Here is a 24,070-nt window from a genome sequence, read left to right on the forward strand (position 1 = left end):
TTTCGTTGAGAATCAAAAGCTGGCACAGCCGCTGCAATGTCTATCGCAACGAACAGGACAACACAGCGAGACGCCAAGATGGCCAACTCAACTCTCTTCAACACGCAATCGAATCACTTGCCGGCCTGCGACACCTTGAATGCTTCCGGTGCCAGCGCTTATGCCTACAGCCCGAAGCACCAACTGGCGCAATTGGCAGTGACCGGTTGCCTGAACCAGACCTTTTACGCCTGCGCAGAAAGTCAGCTGGATCAAGTGCTGAAGCTGGTGGCCGAGCTCGACAGTCGCTTCGTGGCGAAAGCTGCGATCTACGCTCGCCAAAAGGGTCACATGAAAGACATGCCGGCATTGTTGCTGGCGGCATTGACCGCGCAGCGTTCAAGTCTGGTGCCAGAGGTTTTCGAGCAAGTGATCGACAGCGGCAAGATGCTGCGCAACTTTGTACAGATCCTCCGTAGCGGTGCCACCGGGCGTAAATCCCTTGGCTCGCAACCCAAGCGTCTGGTGCAGAACTGGCTGAACAGCGCGACCGAGCGGCAACTGCTGCAAGCGTCGATCGGCAATCAACCGTCGTTGGCGGACGTGGTGAAGATGGTTCACCCCAAACCTTCCGAAGCGTGGCGCGAAGCGTTTTTCGCCTGGTTGATTGGCAAACCGGTGGAGGCAAAGGCCTTGCCGGAGCTGACCCGCGATTTGCTGGCGTTTCGAAGCGGCGCGAGTGATGAAGTGCCGGCGGTGCCGTTTCAGTTGCTCGGCAACGAAACATTGAGCAAGGAGCAATGGGCCACTCAAGCCCGCAACATGGGCTGGCAGGGGTTGCGCATCAACCTCAACACTTTGGCGCGCCACGGTGCATTTGAAGTGCCGGGTTGCATCGAATATGTCGCGGCGCGGTTGGCTGATCCACAGGAAGTGGCGAAGGCGCGGGTGTATCCGTACCAGTTGTTGGCGGCTTATCGGATGATGGGCGAAAACACCCCGGCAGCGATCCGCGAAGCCTTGCAGGAGGCGCTGGAGTTGTCGCTGGCCAACGTGCCCAAACTTGAGGGTGCGGTGGTGGTTTGCCCGGATGTGTCGGGTTCGATGGGCAGCCCGGTGACCGGTTATCGCCCTGGTGCGACCTCCCAGGTGCGCTGCATCGACGTGGCGGCGCTGGTCGCCGCAGCGGTATTGCGCAAGCAGCCGGCTGCGCGGGTCATGCCGTTCGAGATCAACGTGGTGGGTATCCAGCTCAACCCGCGTGACAGTGTGATCAGCAACGCCGAGAAGCTCGCCGGCATTTTTGGCGGCGGCACCAACTGCTCGGCACCGCTGAAGAGGTTGGCGGACAGCAAGGCCAGGGTCGATACGTTGATCATGGTCTCGGACAACGAATCGTGGATCGATGCGCAGCGTCGCGGCGCCAGCGAGACGATGCGCCAATGGGAGCGGATCAAGAAGCTCAACCCACAGGCCCGGCTGGTGTGCATCGACATCCAGCCAGGCCCTGCGACACAGGCGGCGGATCGTGATGACATCTTGAATGTCGGCGGTTTCAGCGATGCGGTGTTCGACGTGATCGAGCAGTTCACCAGCGGCCAATACAGTGCGCAGCACTGGGTCGAGGCGATCGAAAGCGCGTCATGAATTGATTGATCACCGGCGCTGAATGCCGATGGGACTACATCCAAGACGTCTCATCAAGCCCTTGTCAGCGCCAGTGACGGCACGAATGCCTGATGGCTGTACATCTTAGGCCGGTTAAGTCCGGAGCGCGGCAACGCGCAACATTCATCAACTTTTGTCGTGCCACCTTTTTTGCAGTTATTGGCAGCGAATGCGACAGGTACTACATCGGAAAGCGGGTTCGACTCCCGCCCCGGCAACGGGGGCTCAACTGGCAGAGCCACAGTGCCTGTGTTTTTGTCGCTGCGACTTATAGAACAACGCCGAATCATCGGCCCATGAATAAAGAATGAAGACATGAAAGAACACACTTACCAACTGCTCGAAGTCGCCAACGGCAAACCGATCAAACTCTGGACCGAAGGCGTCCCGGTGGAAAACGAGGCCCGCGAGCAGTTGATGAACACCGCGAAAATGCCGTTCATCTTCAAACATCTGGCAGTTATGCCGGATGTGCACCTGGGCAAGGGCTCGACCATCGGCAGCGTGATCCCGACAGTCGGCGCGATCATTCCGGCAGCGGTTGGCGTCGACATCGGCTGCGGCATGATCGCCGCGCGCACGTCACTGACTGCTGCCGATCTGCCGGACAACCTGCACGGGCTGCGCAGCGCTATCGAGCAAGCGGTGCCGCATGGCCGTAGTTCTAACCGTTCGCGGCGTGACAAGGGCGCCTGGGATGAAATCCCGCAGCAAGCCGATCAGGCCTGGGCGGGGTTGCAACCACGGTTCAAGTTGATCACCGACAAGTATCCGAAACTGGCCAACACCAACAACCGTGGGCACCTCGGTACGCTCGGCAGCGGCAACCACTTCATCGAAGTGTGCCTGGATGAAGCCAACCGGGTCTGGTTCATGTTGCACAGTGGCTCGCGCGGTGTCGGCAACGCCATCGGCAACCTGTTCATCCAGATGGCTCAGGCGGACATGCGTCAGCACATCGCCAACCTGCCGGACCGTGACCTGGCCTACTTCGAAGAAGGCAGTCAGCACTTTGATGATTACGTGGAAGCCGTGGGTTGGGCGCAGGACTTCGCCAAACAGAACCGCGAACTAATGATGCGTGCGGTGATTCAGGCGACGCGACAGATTATTCGCAAACCGTTTGAAGTGGCGCTGGAAGCGGTCAACTGCCACCACAACTACGTGCAGAAAGAGCGGCATTTTGGTGAAGAAGTGCTGGTTACCCGCAAAGGCGCGGTGTCGGCGAAGAAGGGCGAGTTGGGGATCATTCCGGGCTCGATGGGCGCCAAGAGTTTCATCGTTCGCGGTCTGGGCAACGAAGAGTCGTTCAGCTCCTGCAGCCACGGCGCCGGCCGCACCATGAGCCGTACCAAGGCCAAGAACACTTTTACCGTCGAGGATCAGATTCGCGCCACTGCCCACGTGGAGTGCCGCAAGGACGAAGCGGTGATCGACGAAATTCCGATGGCCTACAAGGACATCGACAAAGTCATGCACGCCCAGCGTGAGCTGGTGGAAGTGCTGCACACCTTGCGTCAGGTGGTGTGCGTCAAAGGATAAAAGGAAAGCAGGTCATGGAACTGCAAGAGCGTCATCCGCTGTGCGCCACGATGCGTGCGCGGGTACTGGAAGAGCTGGCGCGCATAGAGCGTGAACGCAATGTCACGGTGTTATACGCCTGTGAGTCAGGCAGCCGGGCCTGGGGTTTTGCCTCGACCGACAGCGATTACGACGTGCGGTTTGTCTATGTGGAGAAGCCTGAGTGGTTCGTTCAGGTCGATGCGCCGCGTGATGTGATCGAACGTCCGCTGGACGATGAACTTGACGTCAGCGGCTGGGAGCTGCGCAAGACCCTCGGGTTATTGCGCAAATCCAATCCGACCTTGCTGGAGTGGCTCGACTCGCCGCTGGTTTATCGCAGTGAAACCGCTCAAGTAGCACAACTGCGCGAACTCGCCGAAGCGTTCTACAGCCCGCCAGCGGCGCGCAATCACTATCTGTCGATGGCGAAGAAGAACTTTCGCGGTTACCTGCAAGGTGAAACCGTGCGTTTCAAGAAGTACTTCTACGTGCTGCGACCACTATTGGCCGTGCGTTGGATCGATCAGGGACGAGGCCGGCCACCGATGACGTTCGCCGACCTGCTGACCACGGTCGACGACCGCGCGCTGCTCGCGGAAGTCGACGAACTGCTCGCCCTTAAGCGCAATGCCGACGAAAGCGCCTACGGGCCGCGTCGTCCGGCGCTGCACGGGTTCATCGCCGCTGAGCTTGAGCGCGAAGTGCCCACATTACTCAGAACTCAGGAAGACTCGCGACGCCTGGATCGGTACCTCAGGGATACCGTCGGGCGATACGCGTAAGGAATGCAATGAAACAGGAAGTGATAGAACTGGACGGTGCCATCGGTGGCGGCCAGGTGTTGCGCAGTGCCTTGAGCCTGTCGATGGTGACAGGCCGGGCGTTTCGCATTAAACAGATCCGCGCCAAACGCAGCCGTCCGGGACTGCTGAGGCAACATTTGACGGCCGTCATGGCGGCGGCAGAGGTCTGCGGCGCGACGGTTTCCGGTGCGCACTTGGGCTCGCAAGCGTTGAGCTTTGAACCCGGCGCGATTCGTTCCGGCGATTACCAGTTCGCCATCGGCACGGCCGGCAGTTGCACGCTGGTCCTGCAGACCTTGTTGCCGGCACTGTTGCGGGCAGCGCAGGCGAGCCGGGTGCGCATCTCGGGTGGTACGCATAATCCGCTGGCGCCGCCGACCGATTTCCTCACGCGCAGTTGGCTGCCGTTGTTGCGGCGTATGGGTGCCAACGTTGAGCTGGACTTGTTGCGACATGGATTTGTCCCGGCAGGCGGTGGTGAGATTGAAGTGAACGTGCAGCCGTCGAGCCTGACGCGGCTGGACCTGTGTGAACGCGGCGAGGCGATATCGCAACAGGCGTCGGCGCTGACCGCCGGGCTGGCACCAACGGTGGCCGAACGTGAGTTGAGCCAGGTGGCCAAGCGCTTGAGTCTGCCGTCTGCGGCGCTGCAACATGTCACGCTCGATCCGGCGCGGGGGCCGGGTAATGTGTTGCTGCTGGAGTACGCATTCGAGCACGTCACCGAGGTGTTCAGCGCGTTTGGCCAAGTGTCGCTACGGGCTGAAAAAGTGGCCGACGCCGCGATCAATCAGGCCGCCGACTGGTTGCGCAGTGGTGCTGCGGTGGCCGAGCACCTTGCCGATCAGTTGCTGTTGCCCATGGCGCTGGCCGGTGGCGGCTCGTTCACCACGCCGCGCATGACCGAGCATCTGCACAGCAATATCGCGGTGATCGAGGTGTTTTTGCCGGTTCGCATCGATTGTCGGGAGGAGGGCGCGGATCGATTGCGCGTTGAGGTCAGCGCCAATTGATCGCCATGCCAAGGGCGGTGGGGTCTCATCCGGAAATCCCACCGCCCTTTTTTACGTCCGAAAAAAACTCGCAAAAGGCGGCAAATTGCTGGCCCCCGGATTTTTGCTTCCCCGGCAAAATCGCCTTTTTTCAAAAGGTTAGGTTGGCTCTATGCGGACGATTGTCATCACCGTTGCAACGCTTTCCCTGGCTGTTTTCGCGGTGGGCGTGCAGGCAAAAGAACTGAGCAAAAGCCATCGCTTTGCCTGCACCTGGGGCTCGGACATTGCTGCCGGTGCCCAGCAATCGAAGTTGTCGGGCGTCTCGCTGTACGGCGCACGCAAACAATTGCAGGTGCGCCGATTCCAGCAACCGTGGATGCGCATGACCGCGATGGGGATTACCGAGCAAACCTACAACAGCGCGTCGAAGCTCAAACCGGCGGCGGTCAAACAGACGTATTACGAGCAATGCGTACGCCACGAACTGGCCCAGCGCTAACGCAGAAAGCCCAATCTTTTCAGATTGGGCTTTTTCATGCCTGAGGAAATGTCAGGGTTACTTTTCGCTCTCGCAATTGACCATCCACGATACGCCGAAACGATCCACCAGCATGCCGAAGCGCGCGGCCCAGAACGTCGCTTCCAGCGGCATATCGATGCGGCCGTCCTTGGCCAAGGCGTTAAACACTCGCTCGGCTTCAGCAATGCTGTCGACATTCAGCGAAATCGAGCAGCCGCTCATGCCTGGGGTCGGACGGTCGGGTGTGGTGTCCGAGGCCATGATCATCTGGTCTCCGACCTTCAGACAGGTATGGATGATCAGAGAGTGATGCTCTTTGGGCACATGCTCGGCGGCGGGTGTCTCGCCGAACGTCATCATCGCCTCAAGCTTCCCTTGCAAGGCTTGCTCGTAAAAGGTGAACGCCTCGCGGCAGTCACCATTGAAGATCAGGTACGGGTCGATTCTCATGTCTCTGCTCCCGGCAGTCAGGCGCGGAGCCTGGCGGGGGTTCGCCGGGTTCCGCGTAGGGCGGTTAAAACATAGCAGAGCGTTGGACGCCGGAAAGGCCTGAGTCTTCCAGATGTTTTTGTTCTGAAAAGCGCGTCGACGATAACGCGCTCGTCGTGTGAAATTCAGTCGTAGCGCTGGAGTACCATAACGCACCGCCATCACCAGTAGAGTCCAATGCCCCATGCCTGATCTATCGCGTTTCACCTCTTTGTTCGATCAGGCGCAGCGAGCCTTGCGGTTGGTCTGGGGGACATCGCGTGGCTTGTTTCTGGGGCTGGTGCTGGCAACGCTGATGGCCGGGTTGCTGCCGGCGCTGGCGGCATGGTTGGGCCAGCGGATTGTTGATGCCGTGGTGGCGGCGATGCAGTTGCACGCACAACACGGCAGTGCGCCGCTGTGGCCAGTGTTGCGTTACGTTTTGTTGGAGGCCGGCGTATTGGCGCTGTTGTCCGGCACACAACGAGCACTGTCGGTGCAGCAATCGTTGTTGCGGGTGCAGCTGGGGCAGAAGGTCAATACGCTGATCCTGGAAAAAGCGCAGACGCTGTCACTGGTGCAGTTCGAGAACTCCGAGTTCTACGACAAACTCGTGCGTGTGCGTCGCGAGGCGTCGACCCGGCCATTGGCGCTGGTCATGAAGTCGTTGGGACTGATTCAGAACCTGATCATGCTAATCAGCTTTGGCGTGCTGCTGGTGCATTTTTCGCCATGGGCGCTGGTGCTGCTGGTGGTCGGTGCGTTACCGGTGTTCTTCGCCGAGGCGCATTTTTCCGGTGACGCCTTTCGACTGTTCACCCGCCGCGCGCCGGAGAGTCGGCAGCAGAGCTATATCGAAACCTTGCTGTCCCACGAAACCTATATCAAAGAGGTCAAGCTGTTCGGCTTTGCACCGCTGTTGCTGCAACGCTACCGCGACACCTTCGCCAGGCTGTATGCCGAAGACCGGCGCCTGACACTGCGGCGCGACGGCTGGGGTTTTGGCCTCGGCCTGCTCGGTACTGCGGCGTTTTACCTTGCCTATGCCTGGGTGGTGATCGATGCCGTGCATGGCCAGATCAGCCTCGGCCAGATGACCATGTATCTGGTGCTGTTCAAGCAAGGTCAAAGTGCGGTGAGCAGCAGTCTGAGTGCGATCAGCGGCCTGTACGAAGACGGCCTCTACCTGACTAGCCTGTATGAATACCTGGCCGAACCGGTGCAGGCGGATATCGGCCACCTGACGGTCGGTGCTTGTCCGGGCGATGGTTTGCGTTTCGAGAACGTCGGTTTCCGTTATCCGGGCGCCAGTCGGCCGGCCCTGGAAAACATTGATCTGCAACTGGTGCCAGGCCAAAGCATGGCGCTGGTCGGGGAGAACGGATCCGGCAAGACCACGCTGATCAAGTTACTGACGCGGCTCTACCGCCCGGATCAAGGACGCATTCTGCTCGACGGCAGCGATTTGCAGGATTGGCAGGAAACCGCGCTACGTCGGCGGATTGGCGTGATTTTTCAGGACTACATCCGCTACCAGTTCAGCGTCGGCGAAAACATCGGCGTCGGCGATACCCTGGCGTTCAACGACTCGCAACGATGGAAAGAGGCGGCTGCCCAAGGCATGGCGGCGCCCTTTATCGAAGGACTGGACAAGGGTTATGCCACGCAATTGGGACGCTGGTTTGCCGGTGGCCAGGAATTGTCTGGCGGGCAGTGGCAGAAGATTGCCTTGTCCCGCGCGTACATGCGCCGTGAGGCCGACATTCTGATCCTCGATGAGCCGACTTCCGCTCTTGATCCGGCGGCCGAAGCGGCGGTGTTCGAGCATTTCAGCCAGCACAGCGAAGGGCGCATGACCTTGCTGATTTCTCATCGTTTTTCCAGCGTGCGCAATGCCGATCACATCATCGTGCTGCAACAAGGCCAAATCCTCGAGCAGGGCGGCCACGATCAACTGATCGCCGCTGCCGGGCATTACGCGCAACTGTTCGATTTGCAGGCTCGCGGCTACCGTTAGGTGTCCCGCCCGTTGCGAACAGTCGTAGGTCCGGCCACTCGGGGGGGCGGTTTACTCTGCATCAGGCTGTCGAGCGCCTTGCGATAATTCTGCCCGCCGAGCGCCATGCTGTTGTTATGCGTCGCGCCCGGCACCAACAGCAGCCGCTTGGGTTGTTGCGCGGCGTTGAACAGTTGTTCGCTGAAGCGCGGCGGAACGAAAGCGTCAGCCAGCCCGTGCACCACCAGCAGCGGCATATGAATGTCGGCAATCTTGTCGATCGAATCAAATTTCTGCGAGAGCAGCCAGCGCACCGGCAGTGAAGTGTTGGCGACTGACGCGGCGACATCCGCCAGCGTGGTGAAGGTGGACTCGATTACCAGCCCACGCACTGGCAGCGCGGAATGATCGCGGGCGGCGGTCTGCCCGAGTTCCGCCGCCAGATCGATTGCCACGGCGCCACCGAGAGAATGCCCGTAGATCAGGCGTTTGGCCGGATCCGGTTGCAGCAGTTTGAAGCGCTCCCACGCCACGCGCGCGTCTTCGTAGACACTACTTTCCGATGGCAGATCACCGTGACTCTTGCCGAATCCGCGATAGTCGATGGCCAGCACCGAATAACCCGCCGCGCGCAATTGTTCGATGCGGAACAGTTGCCCGGTGAGATTCCAGCGTACGCCGTGCAAATAAAGAATCGCCGGCGCATTGGCCTTTTCCGCCGGCCACCACCAGGCATGAATGTTTTCCCCGGCCTTGAAGGTTTTCGGTTGCAGGTCGAGTTCCTGCACGCTGCCGGGCAAGCCGTGATACCAGCCGGCGGTGCCCGGTTCGATGCGAAACAGCAATTTGCGTTCGGTGTGTTCGAGTACGGCACAACTGGTCGGCACGCCGATAATCAGCGCGGCCATGCAGGCAAACGCCAAACGGCGGCGGCGCAGACGCGTCATGAAGGACAGGAACATTAAACGTTTCACTCAGGCGCAGACAAAGAAGGCTTTTTACCAGATGCCTCGCTCTGCGCGTGAGTTTTTCGACCACCGCCCCGGCGCAACAATTACCAAATGCTGCAAACACTCACACGACCTGCAGCACGATCTTGCCGATATGGTCGCCGGCCTCCATGTGCGCGTGAGCCTGAGCCGCGTCGTTGAGTGAGTAAACCTTGTCGATCATCGGCAGGCAGCGCCCGGCAGACAGTGCCGGCCATACGTGCTCACGCAGTTGATCGGCAATCGCGGCTTTTTCGGCAGCGGTGCGGGCGCGCAGGAGAGATCCGGTGATGACCGCGCGTTTGGCCATCATTGCCAGAAGATCAAAATCGTTGGCCCGCGCGCCGCCGAGGAAACCGAGCATGACCAAACGGCCATCCATCGCCAGAGCGCTGACGTTATCGTTGAGGTACGAACCGCCCATGATATCGAGGATCACATTCACACCTTGGCCAGCAGTTTTATCGGCTATGACCTGTGCGAATTTCTCATCGCGGTAATTGATCGCTTCGCCACCCAGATCGCGAATTGCCGCGCATTTGTCCGGGCTGCCGGCGGTGGCGAACGCTTCTATACCGAATTCGCGGCACAGCATCAGTGCGGTAGTGCCGATGCCGCTGGTGCCACCGTGAATCAGCGCGCGTTGACCACGGCTGGCGCCGCCAAGGCCGAACAGGTTGGCCCATACGGTAAAGAACGTTTCCGGGATCGCAGCGGCGTGCACCCAGTCCAGGCCTTCTGGAATCGGCAGGGTCTGGCCGGCCGGGACGGCGCAGTACTCGGCATAACCGCCGCCATTGGTCAGCGCGCAGACTTTGTCGCCCACGGCGAACTGGCTGACACCCGCCCCGAGTGCCACGACTTCGCCGGCAACCTCCAGCCCGGGGATCGGATTCATGCCGGGTTTCATCGGGTATTTTCCGGCTCGCTGCAAGGCGTCCGGCCGGTTGATTCCGGCGGCGTGTACGCGGATCAGCACTTCGCCATCTGCGGCGACCGGCAGCGGCACGCGTCGCGGTTGCAAGACCTCGGGGCCGCCGGGTTCGGTAATTTCGATTCGGGTCATTTCATTGGGCAGGGACATATCGGTTTCTCTTGGCGTGATTGGTTTAAGTGGGAGCGCGCTGCGCAAACAATGATTCCCTTCAATTTGCACAGCAGCGCGGCTCAATAGGGGCGGGCAGCCATTTCATGGCTTGCTCCAGCAGCAGCGCCACGACGATCGCGCCAGCGGCAATGACGAATAACAACGCGTGATGACCGCCGCTGGCATTGAACAGCGCCGAATAGGCGAAACCGGCCAGCGCCTGAAAGGTGGCGAACGATACCGTGGCACGGCTCCAGGCGATTTGCTGGCGATGATGTTCCGGCACCAGCTCATGCACGCGGGCCAGCGCCAGCGGCACGATGCCGGGCGGAAATGAACCGAGAATGACCGCCAGCAACGCCAGCGCCAGAAACGAGTGAGTCAGCGCCAGCAACCCGAGGGCAATCGCCTGCACCACCAGCACCAGGCGAATGCCGGCCCGCGCGCCAAGCTGATCGGCGAGAAAGCCATAACTCACCGGGCCGACAATCGCGCCCAGGCCATACATCACCCAGATCAGCGCACCGACATGCGCGCCGGCGCCGAGTCCACGCGCCACGTAATCCACCAGAAACACCATCGCCGGTACCAGGCCTGCGGCCATAAAGGCGTATTGAGCGAACAACAAATACACGCCGCGCGGCGTCGGTTCTGCGGACACCGCTTCTTGTGTAACGACCGGGTGGAGGAAATCAGACGGCCAGCCAAACCAGCTCAGCGCGGTCAGCAACAGGGCCAAAGCCCCGAGGCCCAGCCACGTCGCCTGCAAACCCAGGCTCAACAGCGGCGGCACCAGCGTCCCCGAGCCGGCAATGCCAAGACCGATGCCGAGAAAAATCGCGCCACTGGCCAGCCCTTTACGCGCCGCCGGAACATGTGGCAGTACCGTCGCGGCGACCAGCACCATGATCGCGCCGCCGGCGATCCCCGAGAGCAGCCGCCAGCCGAAGAACCAGCTCACCGATAAGGGAAATGCACAGGCAAAAAATGCGGCGGTGACGATCAGCATCATCAACCGCAAGGCATTTTTATTGCCGAGCTGGCGCGCTGTCGGCCGCCCGAGCAGCGCGCCGATCAGGTAGCCCACCAGATTGGCCGCACCCAGGTAGACCACATCATTGGCGCTAAACCACTGCGCTTCAATCAGTGAAGGAATCAACGGCGTGTAAGCGAAACGCGCCAGACCGATGCTGACCAGGCTGGCGCACAGGCCAGCAAAGATCGGCAACCAGATACCGGTGGGACTTGGAGTGCGCATGTCAGCAATCTCGTGGAAGGTTTATGGCGCCCAGCATATCGGCTATCGTTGCTGCGTTAATGCAGCGATTAAGCGGCACAATGATGCGAATTTGCATCGCACGGAGACAGCATGAATTGGGATGACGCACGGGTATTTCTCGCCGTTTGCCGCGAGTCGACGCTGCGCGGCGCAGCGAGGGTTTTGGCGGTGGATCAGGCGACCGTCGGGCGGCGCATCGCGGCGCTGGAAAAGTCCCTGAGCGCGACGTTGTTCCTGCGTACCTCTGACGGGTACGCGTTAACGGCGGTCGGCGAAGCAGCGCTCAAAAGTGTAGAGAAAATGGAGCATTCGGCGCTGGAGCTGGAGCGGCAGATTCAAGGCCTGGACGATCGCCTTATCGGCACGGTGCGCGTCAGTACCACCGATTCGCTAGCCATCGATTTCCTGATCCCGGCGATTGCCCGTTTGCACGAGCAGCACCCGGACGTGCGAGTGCAGCTGGATGCGTCCACACAGATTCTCAGCCTGGCCAAGCGTGAGGCGGATATCGCCGTGCGCAACACCCGGCCGGACAACCCGGACCTCATCGCTCGGCGAATTGCTCGATGGCCGGTGGGGCTGTTTGCTTCCCAAGCGTATATAGACGCCAATGGCGTGCCGCAGCCGGGCACGGCATTTGAAGGGCATGATCTGGTGGTTTATCAACCGTATCTGCAAGGCAAAAAAGATCTGACGTTGGTATCGGAGCCAATGAGTCGCGGCCGCATCGTCGCCAGCCTCAGTTCCAGTTTGCTCGTCCGTCGTTCGATTGCAGCAGGGTTGGGTGTAGGAGAAATCCCTGTGTACATGGGGGCGCGCGATGGCCTGATCAGGCTTTGGCCGGAGCGCACTACGCCATTGCCCTATGAGGTATGGCTGGTAACCCACGCGGACCTGCGCCATACCGCGCGGGTGAGGGCGGTGATTGAGCAGATTGTCGACGTGTTCGCGTCGGAGAATGACTAGGCGGAAGCTGTTTTGGCACGGCTACAACCTCTGACGAAACGGCCTACACCAGAGGCAGAATCCCCCGGCTTGTCAGCATTCTGGATGGGGCCTATCGTTTCATCAGCTCGGTGAGGGACGTTGGACTCTCACCGATTTAATACCAGGGACGATATCGGTAGACCCAGGAAGGTGTCGAATTGAAAACCACGGAATTCAGTCAAAATCCAGTCAGTGATCTGTCGAGTAAAAATCGGAATGCTAAAGCCATGAACGCTATAAGTCGTGAAGAGTTCAATGCCAGGATCGAAACCATCGAGACCAGGATGGACGCTCGGGTCGAGGGTGTGTCGGCGAGAATCGATGCTTACCTGTTGACTCAGGCTGAGCGAGACAAGGCTCAAATGGAGAGGGATAAACGATACGATTTGATGTGGGACGGCGTACAAAAACTCGCCGAAGACTCAAAAGAAGCCATCAAACATGCCTCGACAGTGAAGTCGCATTACTGGGCGACGACAGCCGTCCATTTTCTCGGAATGATCACCGTCGTCGTGGGGGCGCACTTCGCCAATCAGGCAGCGGTGTTAACCACCTTGCAGACGACACTCGCGGCGATCCAGGTAGGTAAAGATATAGGCGCACCAAGAACTGCTTCGCCGCAAGTACCCGAATTAGCGCAATAAAAAACGGCCTTCAAAGAAGGCCGTTTTTCGTGAGCAATGAAACACCGCGTCATGGCATCTCTGGCAGTTCCTGCGGCCGCAAATCGAACACCAGCACTTCGGCATCGACACCGTTGCTCAAGGTCAGCAACTGTTCTTCGCGAATCCGCACGCCGTCACCTTCGCGCAGTGGCTGGCCATTGAGTTCAACGCTGCCACGTGCGACATGCACATAGGCATAGCGGTTGGTTGGCAGTTCCAGCGTGGCGCTTTCCTTGCCGTCGAACAGCCCGGCGAAGACCCGTGCATCCTGGCGCACCTTGAGCGAGCCGTGCTTGCCGTCGGGCGAAATGATCAACTGCAGACGACCGCGTTTTTTCTCGGCGCTGAAATGCTCTTGTTGATAGCGCGGTTTGGCACCGGCAACCTCCGGCACGATCCAGATCTGCAGGAAGTGCACCGGTTTGCTCGCCGAGTGATTGAACTCGCTGTGCGCCACGCCGCTGCCAGCGCTCATCAATTGCACGTCACCCGGGCGGATAACCGAACCGGTGCCCAGCGTGTCCTTGTGCTCCAGCGCACCTTCCAGCACGTAGGAAAAAATCTCCATGTCGCGATGCGGGTGCTGGCCGAAGCCTTTACCGGCGGCAACGCGGTCATCGTTGATCACCAGCAGGTCGGAAAAGCCCTGTTCGCGAGGGTCGCGATAGCTGGCAAAGGAAAAGGTGTGAAAGGACTTCAACCAGCCATGATTGGCGAGGCCACGATCGGAGGCTTTGCGAAGGGTCAGCATGATGAAATCTCCTTGCGGGACGTGAATTCGTCCGAGTGAGGAGAAGGTTACTGGTTACTGGATTGCGCAATAAGTAGATGAAAATTGAAAGACTGTCTCTGTCAGATTGACAGTATTGCGATAGGCTTCACACAAAACTTTTGCGCACAAACGGCTGCGGTTGACCATAATGTCGGGTCTGTATCATGTCTCTCTGATTGAAGTGATGTCTTCCCATGAAAACCGTGGCAATGGTGCTGTTTCCCGACTTTCTCCTGCTCGATATGGCCGGGCCATTGGAGGTTTTTTCGGTTGCCAATCGCTACCTGAAACCCGATGCGCATTATCAATTGATCACGCTTGGCACCGAAGATGGCCCGCTGCGGGCGTCCAATGGTGTGATGGTGCAGGCCGACCGGACCATTGGCGGCGACACCGAACGTTATGACTTGCTGCTGGTGCCGGGAGGCCCCGGAGCCTACAACCAGCAGTTTCCGGCGTTGTTTGCCTGGCTCAAGGGCGCGGTCCAGCGTGTCAAGTATTACGGTTCGATCTGCACCGGCGCCTTTGTACTGGGCCATGCCGGATTGCTGGACGGTTATCGGGTGACCACCCACTGGAATTACACCGAACGGCTGATCAAGGGCTTTCCGAAAGCCCATGTCACGACTGATCAGATTTATGTCGAGGATCGCAATCTGATCACCTCGGGAGGCGTTACGGCCGGGATCGATATGGCCCTGGCTGTGATCGCCCGCGATCACGGCAAGAAGCTCGCGCAAGATGTGGCCAAAGTCCTGCTGGTGGTGATGAAGCGGCAGGGCGGGCAGGCGCAGTTCAGTCCGTTGATGGCCGCGGTGGCACCGCAGGAAACGCCGATCACTCGCGCGCAGAGCTACGTGCTGGAGCATCTCGACGAAGCATTCACGGTCGAGCGCATGGCCGCCATCGCCAATATGAGTGCGCGGCACTTCGCGCGGGTATTCACCCGCGATATCAACATGACACCGATGGAGTTTCTGCAAAGTGCGCGCATCGACTGCGCGCGAAACCTGTTGGAGACCAGCGATCTGCCCCTTAAAACCGTGGCTTACAAAAGTGGTTTCGGCAGTGTGCGGCACATGCGTTCGCTGTTCGCTGAAAAGCTCGGCCTGACCCCTGTGCAGTACCGCGAACAGTTCAGCTAGAGCACTGGTGTCCGTCGGGCGCACCCGTATGTCCGTGTTGCGCCCCGTATAGCGGTTGTCGCGTCATCTGAGGCTGCCAAGATAGTTGGCATGGATAGCCTCATCGATTTCAACGCGGCGTCGGTGCTGCATTTCGGCCCTTACGCCTTCCATCTGCGCCAACGGCTGATACTCCATGGAGATCGGCCACTGCGCATGGGCGGTCGCGCGCTGGACATTTTGCAGGTGCTGGTCGAGCGTGCCGGGCGAGTGGTCAGGAAAGAGCAATTGATCGCCCTGGTGTGGCCGACGTCGATAGTCGAGGAGATCAACCTGCGCGTGCACATCGCCGCGCTCCGGCGCGCCTTGGGTGACGGCGAAAACGGTCAGCGCTACATCGTTAACGTGCCGCAATGCGGTTACAGTTTTATCGCCCCGGTGCGTTGCGACAGTGCCGCGCAAGTGGTCTTCGAAGGCCTGCAAACGCCGCAGCATAATCTGCCAGCACGACTGAGCCCGGTCGCCGGGCGCGACTCTCTGGTCGGCGGGCTGGTGCGGCAAATGCCGCTGTGTCGGCTGATGACTCTCACGGGAGCGGCAGGGGTGGGTAAATCCACTGTCGCGTTGCGGGTCGCGGAACTGCTGTTGCAGTACTACAGAGATGGCGTGTGGCAGATCGATCTGAGCTTGATCGACGACGACACTCCGCTGCTCGATCAGGTGCTACGCACCCTTGACAGCGATTTGCCCGGACTGTCGACGCGCCATGCGTTGCTGCTGCTGGATAACGCTGACCATCGTCGCGATGCCTGCAAAGCAGTGGTTGAAACGTTGCTCGAGGCCGCTCCCCGACTGTCGATTCTCGCCACCAGCCGCGAGGCCTTGCAGGTCAGTCTGGAAACCCATCAGTACGTGCCACCGCTGACCCTGCCGAAACGTTCGGCAGGCGATTGCCTCATCGAAGCCATGGGCCATTCGGCGGTGCAGTTGTTTGTCAGCCGCGCTCGAGCGCGACAGCATGATTTCCGCTTGCGTGAGCAGGATGTCAAAGCTGTTCTTCAGATCTGTCGCCAACTCGACGGTTTACCGCTGGCGATTGAACTGGCGGCGGCGCAGATCGATGCCTTGGCGTTGGTCGGCTTGCAGGCGCAAATGCCCCAAGGTCTGCAAGTGCTCAGTCAAGGCCGACGCACCGCTGTGTCACGCCACCAATCGATGCAGGCGGCACTCGACTGGAGCTACCAACGCTTGAGCGAGCAGGAGCAACGCGCGCTGCAGCGTTTATCGGTGTTCAAAATGGCGTTTACCCTGGAGGCGGCGCTGGCGGTGATCAGTTGCCCGCAACTGGCGTCGTCGCGGCTTGCCGCGCTCATTGAAGGTCTGGCGCGCAAGTCATTGCTGGTGGTGGAGCGGGGCGGCGGTACAGGCCGATACCGTTTGCTCAACACCACCCGCTGCTATGCCCGCGAGCAACTTGAGCGCAGCGGTGAAGGGATTGAGCTTGAACGCCGGCATGCGCGTTACATCCAGCGTATTCGCCGAACCTCAGGCCTGCACGTGCTGGCGTAGTTCGTCCATCAGCAAGCGCACCTTGCGCAAGTCCGGGGTCGCGTAGCCCTCGGTGAAGCGCTGATAGATCGGCGTGAGCAAATCCAGCGCCTCTTGGCAGCGCGATTGGCGGTGCCAGAGTTGCGCCAGTGACGTGGCACTGCGCAGTTCCCAGGCGAGCGCGCCTTGGGTGCGGGCGATGGTCAGGGATTGTTGCAGGAGTGCTTCGGCTTGCTGAATATTGGTGGCGTTCAGGAGAACCTCTTCGCGAGCAAGCTGGCTCCCACAGAGATTTTGGGTGTGCTCAGAACCCATGTGGGAGCGAGCTTGCTCGCGAAGGGGCCCGTCCAGACAATCCGGATCGCCACTCAATAACGAATTTGCCCGAGCCCGCAGGATCTCCGCCGTGCTCCACCCTGCATCACCATTCAGCGCTCGCTCAAACAGTGCGTCATCCACAAAACAGCCATCCAGCGTCACCATGATTTCCCGAATCAGCCCACTGCTGTCCTTCGGCACGGGCATGCTGGCTTGCGCGTCAATCACCTGCGCATAGTGCCGCGCCCACGTGTTGAACAGCAGCACCGAATGCTTCTGCGATTGCTCCAGCAACAACTGCAACAGCGCCCGGGCGTTCTGCTGATCGCCGTTGTAATGAGCGATCAGGCAACTGGCCAATGCCAGGGTGTAACAAATCGAGGTGCCATGGTCGATCTGCACGGCAATATCCAGAGCCAGCCGAGCCGTTTGCCACGCCTGCTCCGGTAAACCCTGCACCCATAACACTCGCGCCAGCACCGTCAGCGACGCGACACTCTGGTCGTACTGCACGCCAAAACCATGAGTGAAGCGGTTGACATGGCCGCTGTGCGCCATGCGCTGCAGCACCTGCTCGGCATGAATGCGCGCCTGCGGCTGGTCTCCGGCATAGTGCAGGGCCAGTACCCGCAAGCGGTGGGTACTCAATGACAGCAAAGGGTCACCGTGCACACCGAGGCGGTCGAACTGTTCGCTCTGCGCCAGCGCCATGCGGTAGTGCCCGCAACTGAGGTTGACCGCCATGTGCCCGGACACCGCGCGTAATTGACCGGCGACGTCGTCGTGTTCGTGGGCCAACTGGCGGGCCTCGGCGAATGCTTCGATGGTTTCCGGGGTGCCTCCCCACGTGTGATAGCAGGCACTGCCAAGGGCCAGTTTCAGAGAGATTTTCAGGCGCGGGCAGGGCTCGTTGAGTTCGTCAAACAGGCTCAGCGCCCGGCGCACATAGCCGCCGTACTCTTTGAGCAACGACAATTCCTGCCACAACGGCGCCGACGCTGCTGTCAGGCGAATCCCCAGACCACCCGGGCCGCCACCATTCAGGCTCCAGTCCAGCGCCGCGCGCAAATCTTCCAGCCCTCGCGCATAGCGTTCGATCCATAACGCCGTCGGTGTATTGTCCCAATCGCTCTGCGCCTGCTGCATCAACGCCAGACAACGTTCGGCATGCCGTTGGCGGGTTTCCTCGCATTCGGCGGCGTGCTCGAGTTTTTCCAGGGCATAACGGCGGGTCGTGTCGAGCAGGCGATAGAACACCTCTTCATCACCGACCTCGACGTTGAGCAGTGATTTGGCCACCAGTTGGGTGATCGATACAAACACCACGCCGGGGTCGATCTGTTGGCCGATGATTACCGCCGCTGCTGACTCCAACGTAAAACCACCGCAAAACACGCCCAGACGACGCAGACAGGTTTGCTCGCAACGGTCGAGCAGGTTGAAACTCCAGTCCAGCGTGGCGCGCAGGGTGAGATGTCGCTCAAGACTGCTTTGATTACCCGCCGCCAGCGGTGGCAAACGGCCCTGCAATTGGTTCAGCAAACCTTCCAGGCCCAGTTCGGCGACCTGCGCGGCCGCCAGCTCCAACGCCAGTGGAATGCCGTCGAGTCGATGGCAGATCTCGATCGCTTGCGGCAGCTGTGCGTCGCTCAGTTCGAAGCTTTCCTGCGCGGCCGTCGCTCGTTCGATGAACAGTTGCAGCGCCGAATGATCCAGCGCCTGCTGACGATTCAATGTCGCGTTCATCGACGGGTATTCAAGGGAATCGAGACGCTGCACAAATTCGCCTTCGGCCCGCAGACTCTCGCGGCTGGTGGCGAGGATATGCACCTTCGGCGCCCCGCGCAGAATGCTTTCGCTGAGCGTCGCGACGGCATCGATCAGGTGTTCGCAGTTGTCGAGCAGCAATAGCATCTGCCGCTGTTGCAGGCCGTTGACCAGCGCCGCCAGCGGATCGCCTTCGAGGAGTGCCAGGTCGAGCAGGGTGGCCAGGTGTGAGCAAATCAGCCGGGGATCGTTGAGCGTTGCCAGGTCCACCAGCCGAATCCCGTCGCGGTAATGCCCGATCAACTGCTCGGCCACGCGCAAGGCCACCGTGGTCTTGCCGATTCCGCCGGGGCCGACCAGAGTGATGCAGCGTTGGCGTGGCAACTGCGTCATCAAGCTGTCGACGAGCGCCTGGCGACCGATCATGCGCGTACGTCGCAACGGCAAATTGTGCCGACCGCCAGCATCGCCCACAGGACGCTCCTCCATGGATTGCGGTAAAACCGGGGCGACGAAACTGTAACCTCGTTGCGCCACGGTGATGATGTAACGCTGGCCGGCCTGACCGTCCCCGAGGGCTTTGCGCAGTGCCGCCATGTGCACCCGCAGGTTGATGTCCTCGACCACGCTGTCCGGCCAGACCCCGGCCATCAATTGCTGCTTGCTCACCACCTCGCCGGCATGCGCCAGCAGAATCAGGAGGATGTCCATCGCCCGTCGGCCCAGGCGCAACGGCTGTTCGCCTTCGAGCACCAGACGTTGTCCGGGATGAATCCGATAGGGACCAAAACCAAGGACCTGATTTGGCGAAAGACTCAACAGCTCACTCCTGCGGTGCGGCGGACAGTGCGGAGTAGCGGCGGGCGCGTGCGCAGGCCGTCTAATCCGGGGTGTCCCGGCATAATCCTCAGGTTTGAGCGTCAGTGCAACGGGGGCCGCGATCAAAACACGGCGGGCTGTGAACGGTGACTCTTGGGTTCACGCATGATCTGGCAGCGCCAGGCAAACGGATTGATGCCTTCGCTACGGGTGAACATATGGCAAAAATGCGCCTGATCGCAGAATCCGCATTCGAGGCTGATTTGCGTCAGGCTCAGGTCGGTGTGCTGGATCAACAGTTTGGCCCGCGCCAGGCGCTGGGTACGAATCCAGTCCTGCGGCGATAACCCGGTGCTGCATTTGAAGGCGCGGGAAAAATGGCTGCGTGACAGTGAACAGGCGCGGGCCAGCTCGGTCACTTCCAGGCTTTCGCCCAGACGTTCGAGGATCAGTTGTTTGACCTGTCGTTCGCGCTGCGGACTGAGCCCGCCGATCCCGGTCTTGCGTGGTTCGTTGGCAGGGGCGAGGGCGACGCTGTGCTGTAAATGAGCCATGGCCAAAGTCCGTGTCGATGGGGAATGCACGGACGGCGCATCCCCTCAGGTCAAAAAACAACGCTGTGCAGAGGGTTTCATTGTTGGCCGAGGGTGGGAGGCTGACGAGTTAATCGTTGTTAATTCGAGCGCATTGACCTGAACTCAGCACATCCCTGCAAGTCTGCGCCGCGCAGTTTGCTGCACGATGACTGCAAGCGTGGCGAATCGATGGGGCGCCACAATCGGCAGGTCCAAGGGGAATCAAATGAAAGGCATCTTTAAAGCAGCGACGGCGCTGACGTGCGCGCTGGTGATTTCCGGTGCCATGGCGCAGGCACCACAGCAAGGCACTCAGGCGCCGGGCTATTTCCGCCTGGCTGTGGGGGATTACGAGGTCACCGCGTTGTTCGATGGGTACAACGACCTGTCGCCGAAGCTGTTGCAGGGCATGAGTCAGGCCCGGATTCGGGCGCTGCTGGCACGCCGTTCGATCGAAACCCCGGGTGTCCAGACGGCGTTCAATGCGTTTCTGGTCAATACCGGCAAGCAACTGATTCTGGTCGACAGCGGCGCCGGGCAATGCATTGGCGCCACCGCCGGGCAGCTCCTGGCGAATATGCGGGCGGCCGGCTACGAGCCAGAGCAGGTCGATACGATCTTGCTGACGCACCTGCACCTCGATCATGTCTGTGGTCTGGTCGATGCACAGAAACAAGCGTTGTTCAGCCATGCCACGGTGTACGCCGCCAAGGCGGAAGCGGATTACTGGCTCGACCCGACCGCGCAGACCAAAGCTCCGGCCGGCGCCAGAGAGTTTTTCAAGATCGCCCAGGAGTCCACTGCGCCGTACGTCGCCGCCGGGCGTTTCAAGACATTCGCCGCTGGCCAGTCGCCGTTGCCGGGAGTAGTCGAAGCGACACTCGAAGCCGGACATACGCCGGGCAGCACCACCTACCGTTTCACCTCGCAGAATCAGAGCATCGTTTTCATGGGGGATCTGGTACATAACCTCGCTGTGCAGTTCGAGCATCCGGAAGTGTCTATCGGCTTTGACGTCAACAGTGCGCAAGCGATCAGCGCTCGTCAGACGGTCTTCAGTGCGGCGGTCGCCAGCAAGACGTGGGTGACGGCGGCGCACCTGCCGTTCCCGGGCATCGGTCACATCACCGCGCAGGGCAAACATTTTCAGTGGGTGCCCGTGGAATACGGTCCGTACAAGCGCGCGGCCAAGGTGCCGTTAATCGAGTAAAGTGCGCAGCGCCCACCCGCAAAAACAGCTGACACGAAAAGGAAAACATGCCCATGAACCGTAACGATCTGCGTCGCGTCGACATGAACCTGCTGGTGATTTTCGAAGCGCTGATGTTCGAAAAAAACCTGACCCGCGTCGCCGAAAAGCTGTTCATGGGGCAACCGGCCGTCAGCGCTGCGTTGGGGCGTTTGCGCGATCTGTTCGACGATCCGTTACTGCTGCGCAACGGTCGCGGCATGGAGCCGACCGCGCGGGCGCTGGCGATTCTCAAGGAGTTGCAACCGGCGATGGACGTCATCTCTGGCGCGGTCAGCCGGGCCAAAGAGTTCGAACCGGCGAGCAGTTGCGACGTGTTTCGCATCGGTCTGTCGGACGACGCCGAATTCGGCCTGTTTCCGCCGTTGCTGCGTCAGCTTCAGCAAGAAGCACCGGGGATTGTCGTGGTGGTGCGCCGCGCCAACTACCTGCTGATGCCGGCGCTGTTGGCCTCTGGAGAAATCTCCGTCGGCGTCAGTTACACCACTGAATTGCCGGCCAACGCCAAGCGCAAAAAACTGCGCGACATTCCCTGTAAAGTCCTGCGCGGCGACGACCGTCCGGGGCCGCTGACGCTCGACGAATACTGCGAGCGCCCGCATGCGATGGTGTCGTTTTCGGGCGATCTGAGCGGCAATATCGACCTGGATCTGGCCAAGGTTGGCCGTACGCGCCGTGTGGTGCTGGGCGTGCCGCAATTCAGCGGCCTGCGCGCCTTGCTCGCCGGCACCGAGATGATCGCCACCGTGCCGGATTACGCGGCCTGCGCGTTGGTTGAGGGCTGTGCCCTGCGCGCCGAAGATCCGCCATTCCCGATTGATGCGGCGCAATTGTCGATGGCGTGGAGCGGGGTGCATGACAACGATCCGGCGGAAAAATGGTTGCGCTCGCGGATCAGCCAGTTCATGGCGGCGCCTCTGGATATTCCCGGGATGTGAGCGTCCGTTCGTCTGAAACAGCGCTTGACCTGTTAGTTCTGACAGTGGCGCATCTCCGCATTCACATGTCTGATTGGCCGATGTCGAAAGGTAGCCAAAAAGGACGTGAACATGGACACGCTGATACCCGCGCTGGACAGTAGCAGTCTGCCGCCGCTCTCAATCAAAGAAAGTCGCCCTGACGGTTTGCTGGACCCAGAGGCCGCTCGGTACAACCTGACGGTGATAATCGACTTCGATTGGCAGGCCGGAGACATTCTCACAATCACGTGGGCGGGTACGCCAGGCGCTGGGTCCTACACATCACCGCGCATACCGATCGGCGGATTTCAAGGTCCTTTCCAGACCCATATTGATAACCTCTTGGTGGCTTTCAACTTCGAACAAACCGTCATCGTCACTTACACGGTTTATCGTGGCACTGAACCGCCTGTTACTTCACAGCCTTTGCCGCTTTACATCACACGCATCAATCAATTGAACCTGCCTCGGCCATTCATCCGACAGGCCGACAACGACGGTCAGGGAGGTGAACTGAATGTCGGCGACCTTTCCGAGTTCACCTTGCGAACCAATGCATGGCTACTGGGCAGGCGCGGCAATCCCTTCTGGCTAAAGCTCAAAGGCACAAATGCCGATGGCAGTGATTTCGAGGCGACGTACTGGCAAGCGCCGGACAATGTGGTCGATGACGAATTCAACCGCTTCGGTTTCTTCGAACAGAACTTCCCTGCTGCACCACTGCAACGTCTGCATGATCGCAGCGTGCTGTCGCTGAGCCTCATGGCTGGGCTGCAAGGAAGTCAGGATCCGCTCCTCGCACAGCCATTTGCACATCGAAACTACATCGTGCTGACGGGGGCCTCCAGTGGTCCGAGGATATCGTCAGTCACCGATCCTGATGGAGACATACTCGACGGCGCGGACACCCGATACACCACGGTCACGCTAAGCGGCACCGCTACCGACACCGTAAATGTGTTCGATGGCAAGACCAGACTCGACACGGCCGATGTCGTTGACGGTAACTGGCAGTACGTCGCGGCTGACCTGACCGGTGGATCGCATGAGTTTACGGTGAGGTTGGCGGATGGCAGCGGAAGCGCCTCAAATGCAAGGCGAATCAACGTCGTGACGCAAAACCTGCCGGTGAAGATTGCCGAGGCTCCCGATAACCTCAACCTCGATCCGCTTAGCGCTGTCACAACCCTGACTGCTTTGGTGGATCTCGACGTGCAGCCCAGCGATATGGTTTCAGTGACGGTGAAAGCTGCTGACGGCACTCCTCCCGCAGGTTCGCACACCACCACGCCGGTTGCGGCCGGCACCACAAGGCCGATCAGAATCAATTTGCCCGTATCGTTGGTGCCATTCAGCATTGGAAAAATAATGGAGGTGATGGTTACCTGGACCCGAGGCACTTCCGCGCTGGAGACCCCGCAACCTCTGCGTCTCAACGTGTTGCCGATTACGCTGAATCGACTCGCGGCTCCGGTGATCACTCAGGCCAACGGCACCGACATACTCGATCTGAAAGATGTCCCGTCCGGCGCGAATCTGATGTTTGGAATATGGCCGCATATTTCTATGGGACAACGAATCTGGCTTTTTTTGGAGGGGGAGAGAAACACCGGCGCACACAATCTGCAGATGTGGGTGGGCACCACTAACATGGTGCATCGGGCCTGGGTGACGAATAGTGGTTACACCGCGCTTGTTTCGGCCAATTATCTACGGCTGCTGAAGGATAGGAGCAAGCTGATCATTCGGTTCTGCGTCAATCTGGATCAGGTTGCAAACTTTGATACGGCAACGGTATTTCAGACACAGGAGTACACAATCCGAGCAGTGCCTTGAAATCAAAACCTCAGCCAGCGTCATCGTGTAACAGTCGTCGCAACTGAGCACATCCATCCAATTTCCCCCCGCCCGTCATTGGCATGATTCACGCCAATGACATT

The 24,070-nt window shown here is 60.0% G+C and carries 20 protein-coding genes; 13 read left to right on the forward strand and 7 right to left on the reverse strand.

The window, feature by feature from the left end:
• The first annotated feature begins 78 nt into the window (after positions 1-78).
• The 5 genes from RMV17_RS10340 to RMV17_RS10360 all read left to right on the forward strand — a co-directional run bounded on the left by RMV17_RS10340 (position 79) and on the right by RMV17_RS10360 (position 5,507).
• Positions 79-1,626, forward strand: coding sequence for an RNA-binding protein (locus tag RMV17_RS10340; protein WP_311886428.1), 1,548 nt, complete (start codon positions 79-81; stop codon positions 1,624-1,626).
• A 336-nt stretch (positions 1,627-1,962) separates the two neighbouring features.
• Positions 1,963-3,189, forward strand: a complete 1,227-nt coding sequence (locus RMV17_RS10345; protein ID WP_311886429.1) for an RtcB family protein — start codon at positions 1,963-1,965, stop codon at positions 3,187-3,189.
• A gap of 14 nt (positions 3,190-3,203) precedes the next feature.
• Positions 3,204-3,992, forward strand: coding sequence for a nucleotidyltransferase domain-containing protein (locus RMV17_RS10350; protein ID WP_108227088.1), 789 nt, complete (start codon positions 3,204-3,206; stop codon positions 3,990-3,992).
• Positions 3,993-4,000: 8 nt separating this feature from the next.
• Positions 4,001-5,026 (forward strand): RNA 3'-terminal phosphate cyclase, encoded by a 1,026-nt coding sequence (gene rtcA / locus RMV17_RS10355; protein WP_311886430.1) that lies wholly within the window; start codon positions 4,001-4,003, stop codon positions 5,024-5,026.
• A 151-nt stretch (positions 5,027-5,177) separates the two neighbouring features.
• Positions 5,178-5,507: a hypothetical protein gene (locus RMV17_RS10360; protein WP_034152636.1), complete on the forward strand. Its 330-nt coding sequence runs from the start codon at positions 5,178-5,180 to the stop codon at positions 5,505-5,507.
• 57 nt (positions 5,508-5,564) lie between these two features.
• Here the strand turns inward: RMV17_RS10360 and RMV17_RS10365 are convergent, their stop codons facing one another.
• Positions 5,565-5,978 (reverse strand): VOC family protein, encoded by a 414-nt coding sequence (locus RMV17_RS10365; RefSeq protein ID WP_311886431.1) that lies wholly within the window; start codon positions 5,976-5,978, stop codon positions 5,565-5,567.
• Between the two features lie 223 nt (positions 5,979-6,201).
• Between RMV17_RS10365 and RMV17_RS10370 the strand changes: the two genes are divergently transcribed.
• On the forward strand, positions 6,202-8,013 hold the full coding sequence (locus RMV17_RS10370) for an ABC transporter ATP-binding protein (protein ID WP_311886432.1): 1,812 nt from the start codon (positions 6,202-6,204) through the stop codon (positions 8,011-8,013).
• Here RMV17_RS10370 and RMV17_RS10375 read toward each other — a convergent pair.
• The 3 genes from RMV17_RS10375 to RMV17_RS10385 form a co-directional block, all read right to left on the reverse strand.
• Positions 8,010-8,954, reverse strand: a complete 945-nt coding sequence (locus tag RMV17_RS10375; RefSeq protein ID WP_311886433.1) for an alpha/beta fold hydrolase — start codon at positions 8,952-8,954, stop codon at positions 8,010-8,012. The two genes, RMV17_RS10370 and RMV17_RS10375, sit on opposite strands and share 4 nt — an antisense overlap.
• A 112-nt stretch (positions 8,955-9,066) precedes the next feature.
• Positions 9,067-10,065 (reverse strand): NAD(P)H-quinone oxidoreductase, encoded by a 999-nt coding sequence (locus RMV17_RS10380; protein WP_311886434.1) that lies wholly within the window; start codon positions 10,063-10,065, stop codon positions 9,067-9,069.
• Between the two features lie 61 nt (positions 10,066-10,126).
• Positions 10,127-11,326, reverse strand: a complete 1,200-nt coding sequence (locus RMV17_RS10385; protein ID WP_311886435.1) for a YbfB/YjiJ family MFS transporter — start codon at positions 11,324-11,326, stop codon at positions 10,127-10,129.
• A 111-nt stretch (positions 11,327-11,437) separates the two neighbouring features.
• Here RMV17_RS10385 and RMV17_RS10390 point away from each other — a divergent pair, with 111 nt between their 5' ends.
• On the forward strand, positions 11,438-12,313 hold the full coding sequence (locus RMV17_RS10390) for a LysR family transcriptional regulator (RefSeq protein ID WP_311886436.1): 876 nt from the start codon (positions 11,438-11,440) through the stop codon (positions 12,311-12,313).
• A 179-nt stretch (positions 12,314-12,492) separates the two neighbouring features.
• Positions 12,493-12,978, forward strand: a complete 486-nt coding sequence (locus RMV17_RS10395) for a hypothetical protein (protein WP_311886437.1) — start codon at positions 12,493-12,495, stop codon at positions 12,976-12,978.
• A gap of 49 nt (positions 12,979-13,027) precedes the next feature.
• Here RMV17_RS10395 and RMV17_RS10400 read toward each other — a convergent pair whose 3' ends face one another.
• Positions 13,028-13,750 (reverse strand): pirin family protein, encoded by a 723-nt coding sequence (locus RMV17_RS10400; protein ID WP_311886438.1) that lies wholly within the window; start codon positions 13,748-13,750, stop codon positions 13,028-13,030.
• 215 nt (positions 13,751-13,965) lie between these two features.
• On the opposite strand from RMV17_RS10400, the gene RMV17_RS10405 reads away from it, so the two are divergent.
• Positions 13,966-14,916, forward strand: coding sequence for a GlxA family transcriptional regulator (locus RMV17_RS10405; RefSeq protein ID WP_311886439.1), 951 nt, complete (start codon positions 13,966-13,968; stop codon positions 14,914-14,916).
• Between the two features lie 90 nt (positions 14,917-15,006).
• Positions 15,007-16,464 (forward strand): winged helix-turn-helix domain-containing protein, encoded by a 1,458-nt coding sequence (locus RMV17_RS10410; RefSeq protein WP_311886440.1) that lies wholly within the window; start codon positions 15,007-15,009, stop codon positions 16,462-16,464.
• Here RMV17_RS10410 and RMV17_RS10415 read toward each other — a convergent pair.
• Both RMV17_RS10415 and RMV17_RS10420 read right to left on the reverse strand, forming a co-directional pair.
• Positions 16,441-19,347 carry a winged helix-turn-helix domain-containing protein gene (locus tag RMV17_RS10415; protein WP_311886441.1) on the reverse strand — a complete coding sequence of 969 codons (2,907 nt, stop codon included), beginning with the start codon at positions 19,345-19,347 and terminating at the stop codon, positions 16,441-16,443. The two genes, RMV17_RS10410 and RMV17_RS10415, sit on opposite strands and share 24 nt — an antisense overlap.
• 122 nt (positions 19,348-19,469) lie before the next feature.
• On the reverse strand, positions 19,470-19,901 hold the full coding sequence (locus RMV17_RS10420; protein WP_108227079.1) for a helix-turn-helix domain-containing protein: 432 nt from the start codon (positions 19,899-19,901) through the stop codon (positions 19,470-19,472).
• A 247-nt stretch (positions 19,902-20,148) separates the two neighbouring features.
• Here RMV17_RS10420 and RMV17_RS10425 point away from each other — a divergent pair, with 247 nt between their 5' ends.
• The 3 genes from RMV17_RS10425 (at position 20,149) to RMV17_RS10435 (ending at position 23,966) form a co-directional block, all read left to right on the forward strand.
• The gene (locus RMV17_RS10425; protein ID WP_311886442.1) at positions 20,149-21,132 is read left to right on the forward strand and encodes an MBL fold metallo-hydrolase; all 984 of its coding nucleotides are present in this window, start codon (positions 20,149-20,151) and stop codon (positions 21,130-21,132) included.
• Positions 21,133-21,185: 53 nt separating this feature from the next.
• Entirely contained in the window at positions 21,186-22,109 is a 924-nt protein-coding gene (locus RMV17_RS10430) for a LysR substrate-binding domain-containing protein (RefSeq protein WP_311886443.1), read from the forward strand.
• Positions 22,110-22,220: 111 nt separating this feature from the next.
• Entirely contained in the window at positions 22,221-23,966 is a 1,746-nt protein-coding gene (locus RMV17_RS10435) for a hypothetical protein (protein ID WP_311886444.1), read from the forward strand.
• The last annotated feature ends 104 nt before the right edge of the window (positions 23,967-24,070 follow it).

Origin of the sequence: Pseudomonas sp. VD-NE ins (assembly GCF_031882575.1) — a bacterium.
Lineage (GTDB): Bacteria > Pseudomonadota > Gammaproteobacteria > Pseudomonadales > Pseudomonadaceae > Aquipseudomonas > Aquipseudomonas fluorescens_BZ.

Coding starts and splice junctions, on each gene's coding strand:
- RMV17_RS10420 (WP_108227079.1), bottom strand. CDS start 19,901: ATGGCTCATTTACAGCACAGCGTCGCCCTCGCCCCTGCCAACGAACCA.
- RMV17_RS10345 (WP_311886429.1), top strand. CDS start 1,963: ATGAAAGAACACACTTACCAACTGCTCGAAGTCGCCAACGGCAAACCG.
- RMV17_RS10365 (WP_311886431.1), bottom strand. CDS start 5,978: ATGAGAATCGACCCGTACCTGATCTTCAATGGTGACTGCCGCGAGGCG.
- RMV17_RS10400 (WP_311886438.1), bottom strand. CDS start 13,750: ATGCTGACCCTTCGCAAAGCCTCCGATCGTGGCCTCGCCAATCATGGC.
- RMV17_RS10405 (WP_311886439.1), top strand. CDS start 13,966: ATGAAAACCGTGGCAATGGTGCTGTTTCCCGACTTTCTCCTGCTCGAT.
- RMV17_RS10410 (WP_311886440.1), top strand. CDS start 15,007: ATGGATAGCCTCATCGATTTCAACGCGGCGTCGGTGCTGCATTTCGGC.
- RMV17_RS10380 (WP_311886434.1), bottom strand. CDS start 10,065: ATGTCCCTGCCCAATGAAATGACCCGAATCGAAATTACCGAACCCGGC.
- RMV17_RS10340 (WP_311886428.1), top strand. CDS start 79: ATGGCCAACTCAACTCTCTTCAACACGCAATCGAATCACTTGCCGGCC.
- RMV17_RS10375 (WP_311886433.1), bottom strand. CDS start 8,954: ATGTTCCTGTCCTTCATGACGCGTCTGCGCCGCCGCCGTTTGGCGTTT.
- RMV17_RS10425 (WP_311886442.1), top strand. CDS start 20,149: ATGAAAGGCATCTTTAAAGCAGCGACGGCGCTGACGTGCGCGCTGGTG.
- rtcA (WP_311886430.1), top strand. CDS start 4,001: ATGAAACAGGAAGTGATAGAACTGGACGGTGCCATCGGTGGCGGCCAG.
- RMV17_RS10360 (WP_034152636.1), top strand. CDS start 5,178: ATGCGGACGATTGTCATCACCGTTGCAACGCTTTCCCTGGCTGTTTTC.
- RMV17_RS10370 (WP_311886432.1), top strand. CDS start 6,202: ATGCCTGATCTATCGCGTTTCACCTCTTTGTTCGATCAGGCGCAGCGA.
- RMV17_RS10435 (WP_311886444.1), top strand. CDS start 22,221: ATGGACACGCTGATACCCGCGCTGGACAGTAGCAGTCTGCCGCCGCTC.
- RMV17_RS10430 (WP_311886443.1), top strand. CDS start 21,186: ATGAACCGTAACGATCTGCGTCGCGTCGACATGAACCTGCTGGTGATT.
- RMV17_RS10350 (WP_108227088.1), top strand. CDS start 3,204: ATGGAACTGCAAGAGCGTCATCCGCTGTGCGCCACGATGCGTGCGCGG.
- RMV17_RS10390 (WP_311886436.1), top strand. CDS start 11,438: ATGAATTGGGATGACGCACGGGTATTTCTCGCCGTTTGCCGCGAGTCG.
- RMV17_RS10385 (WP_311886435.1), bottom strand. CDS start 11,326: ATGCGCACTCCAAGTCCCACCGGTATCTGGTTGCCGATCTTTGCTGGC.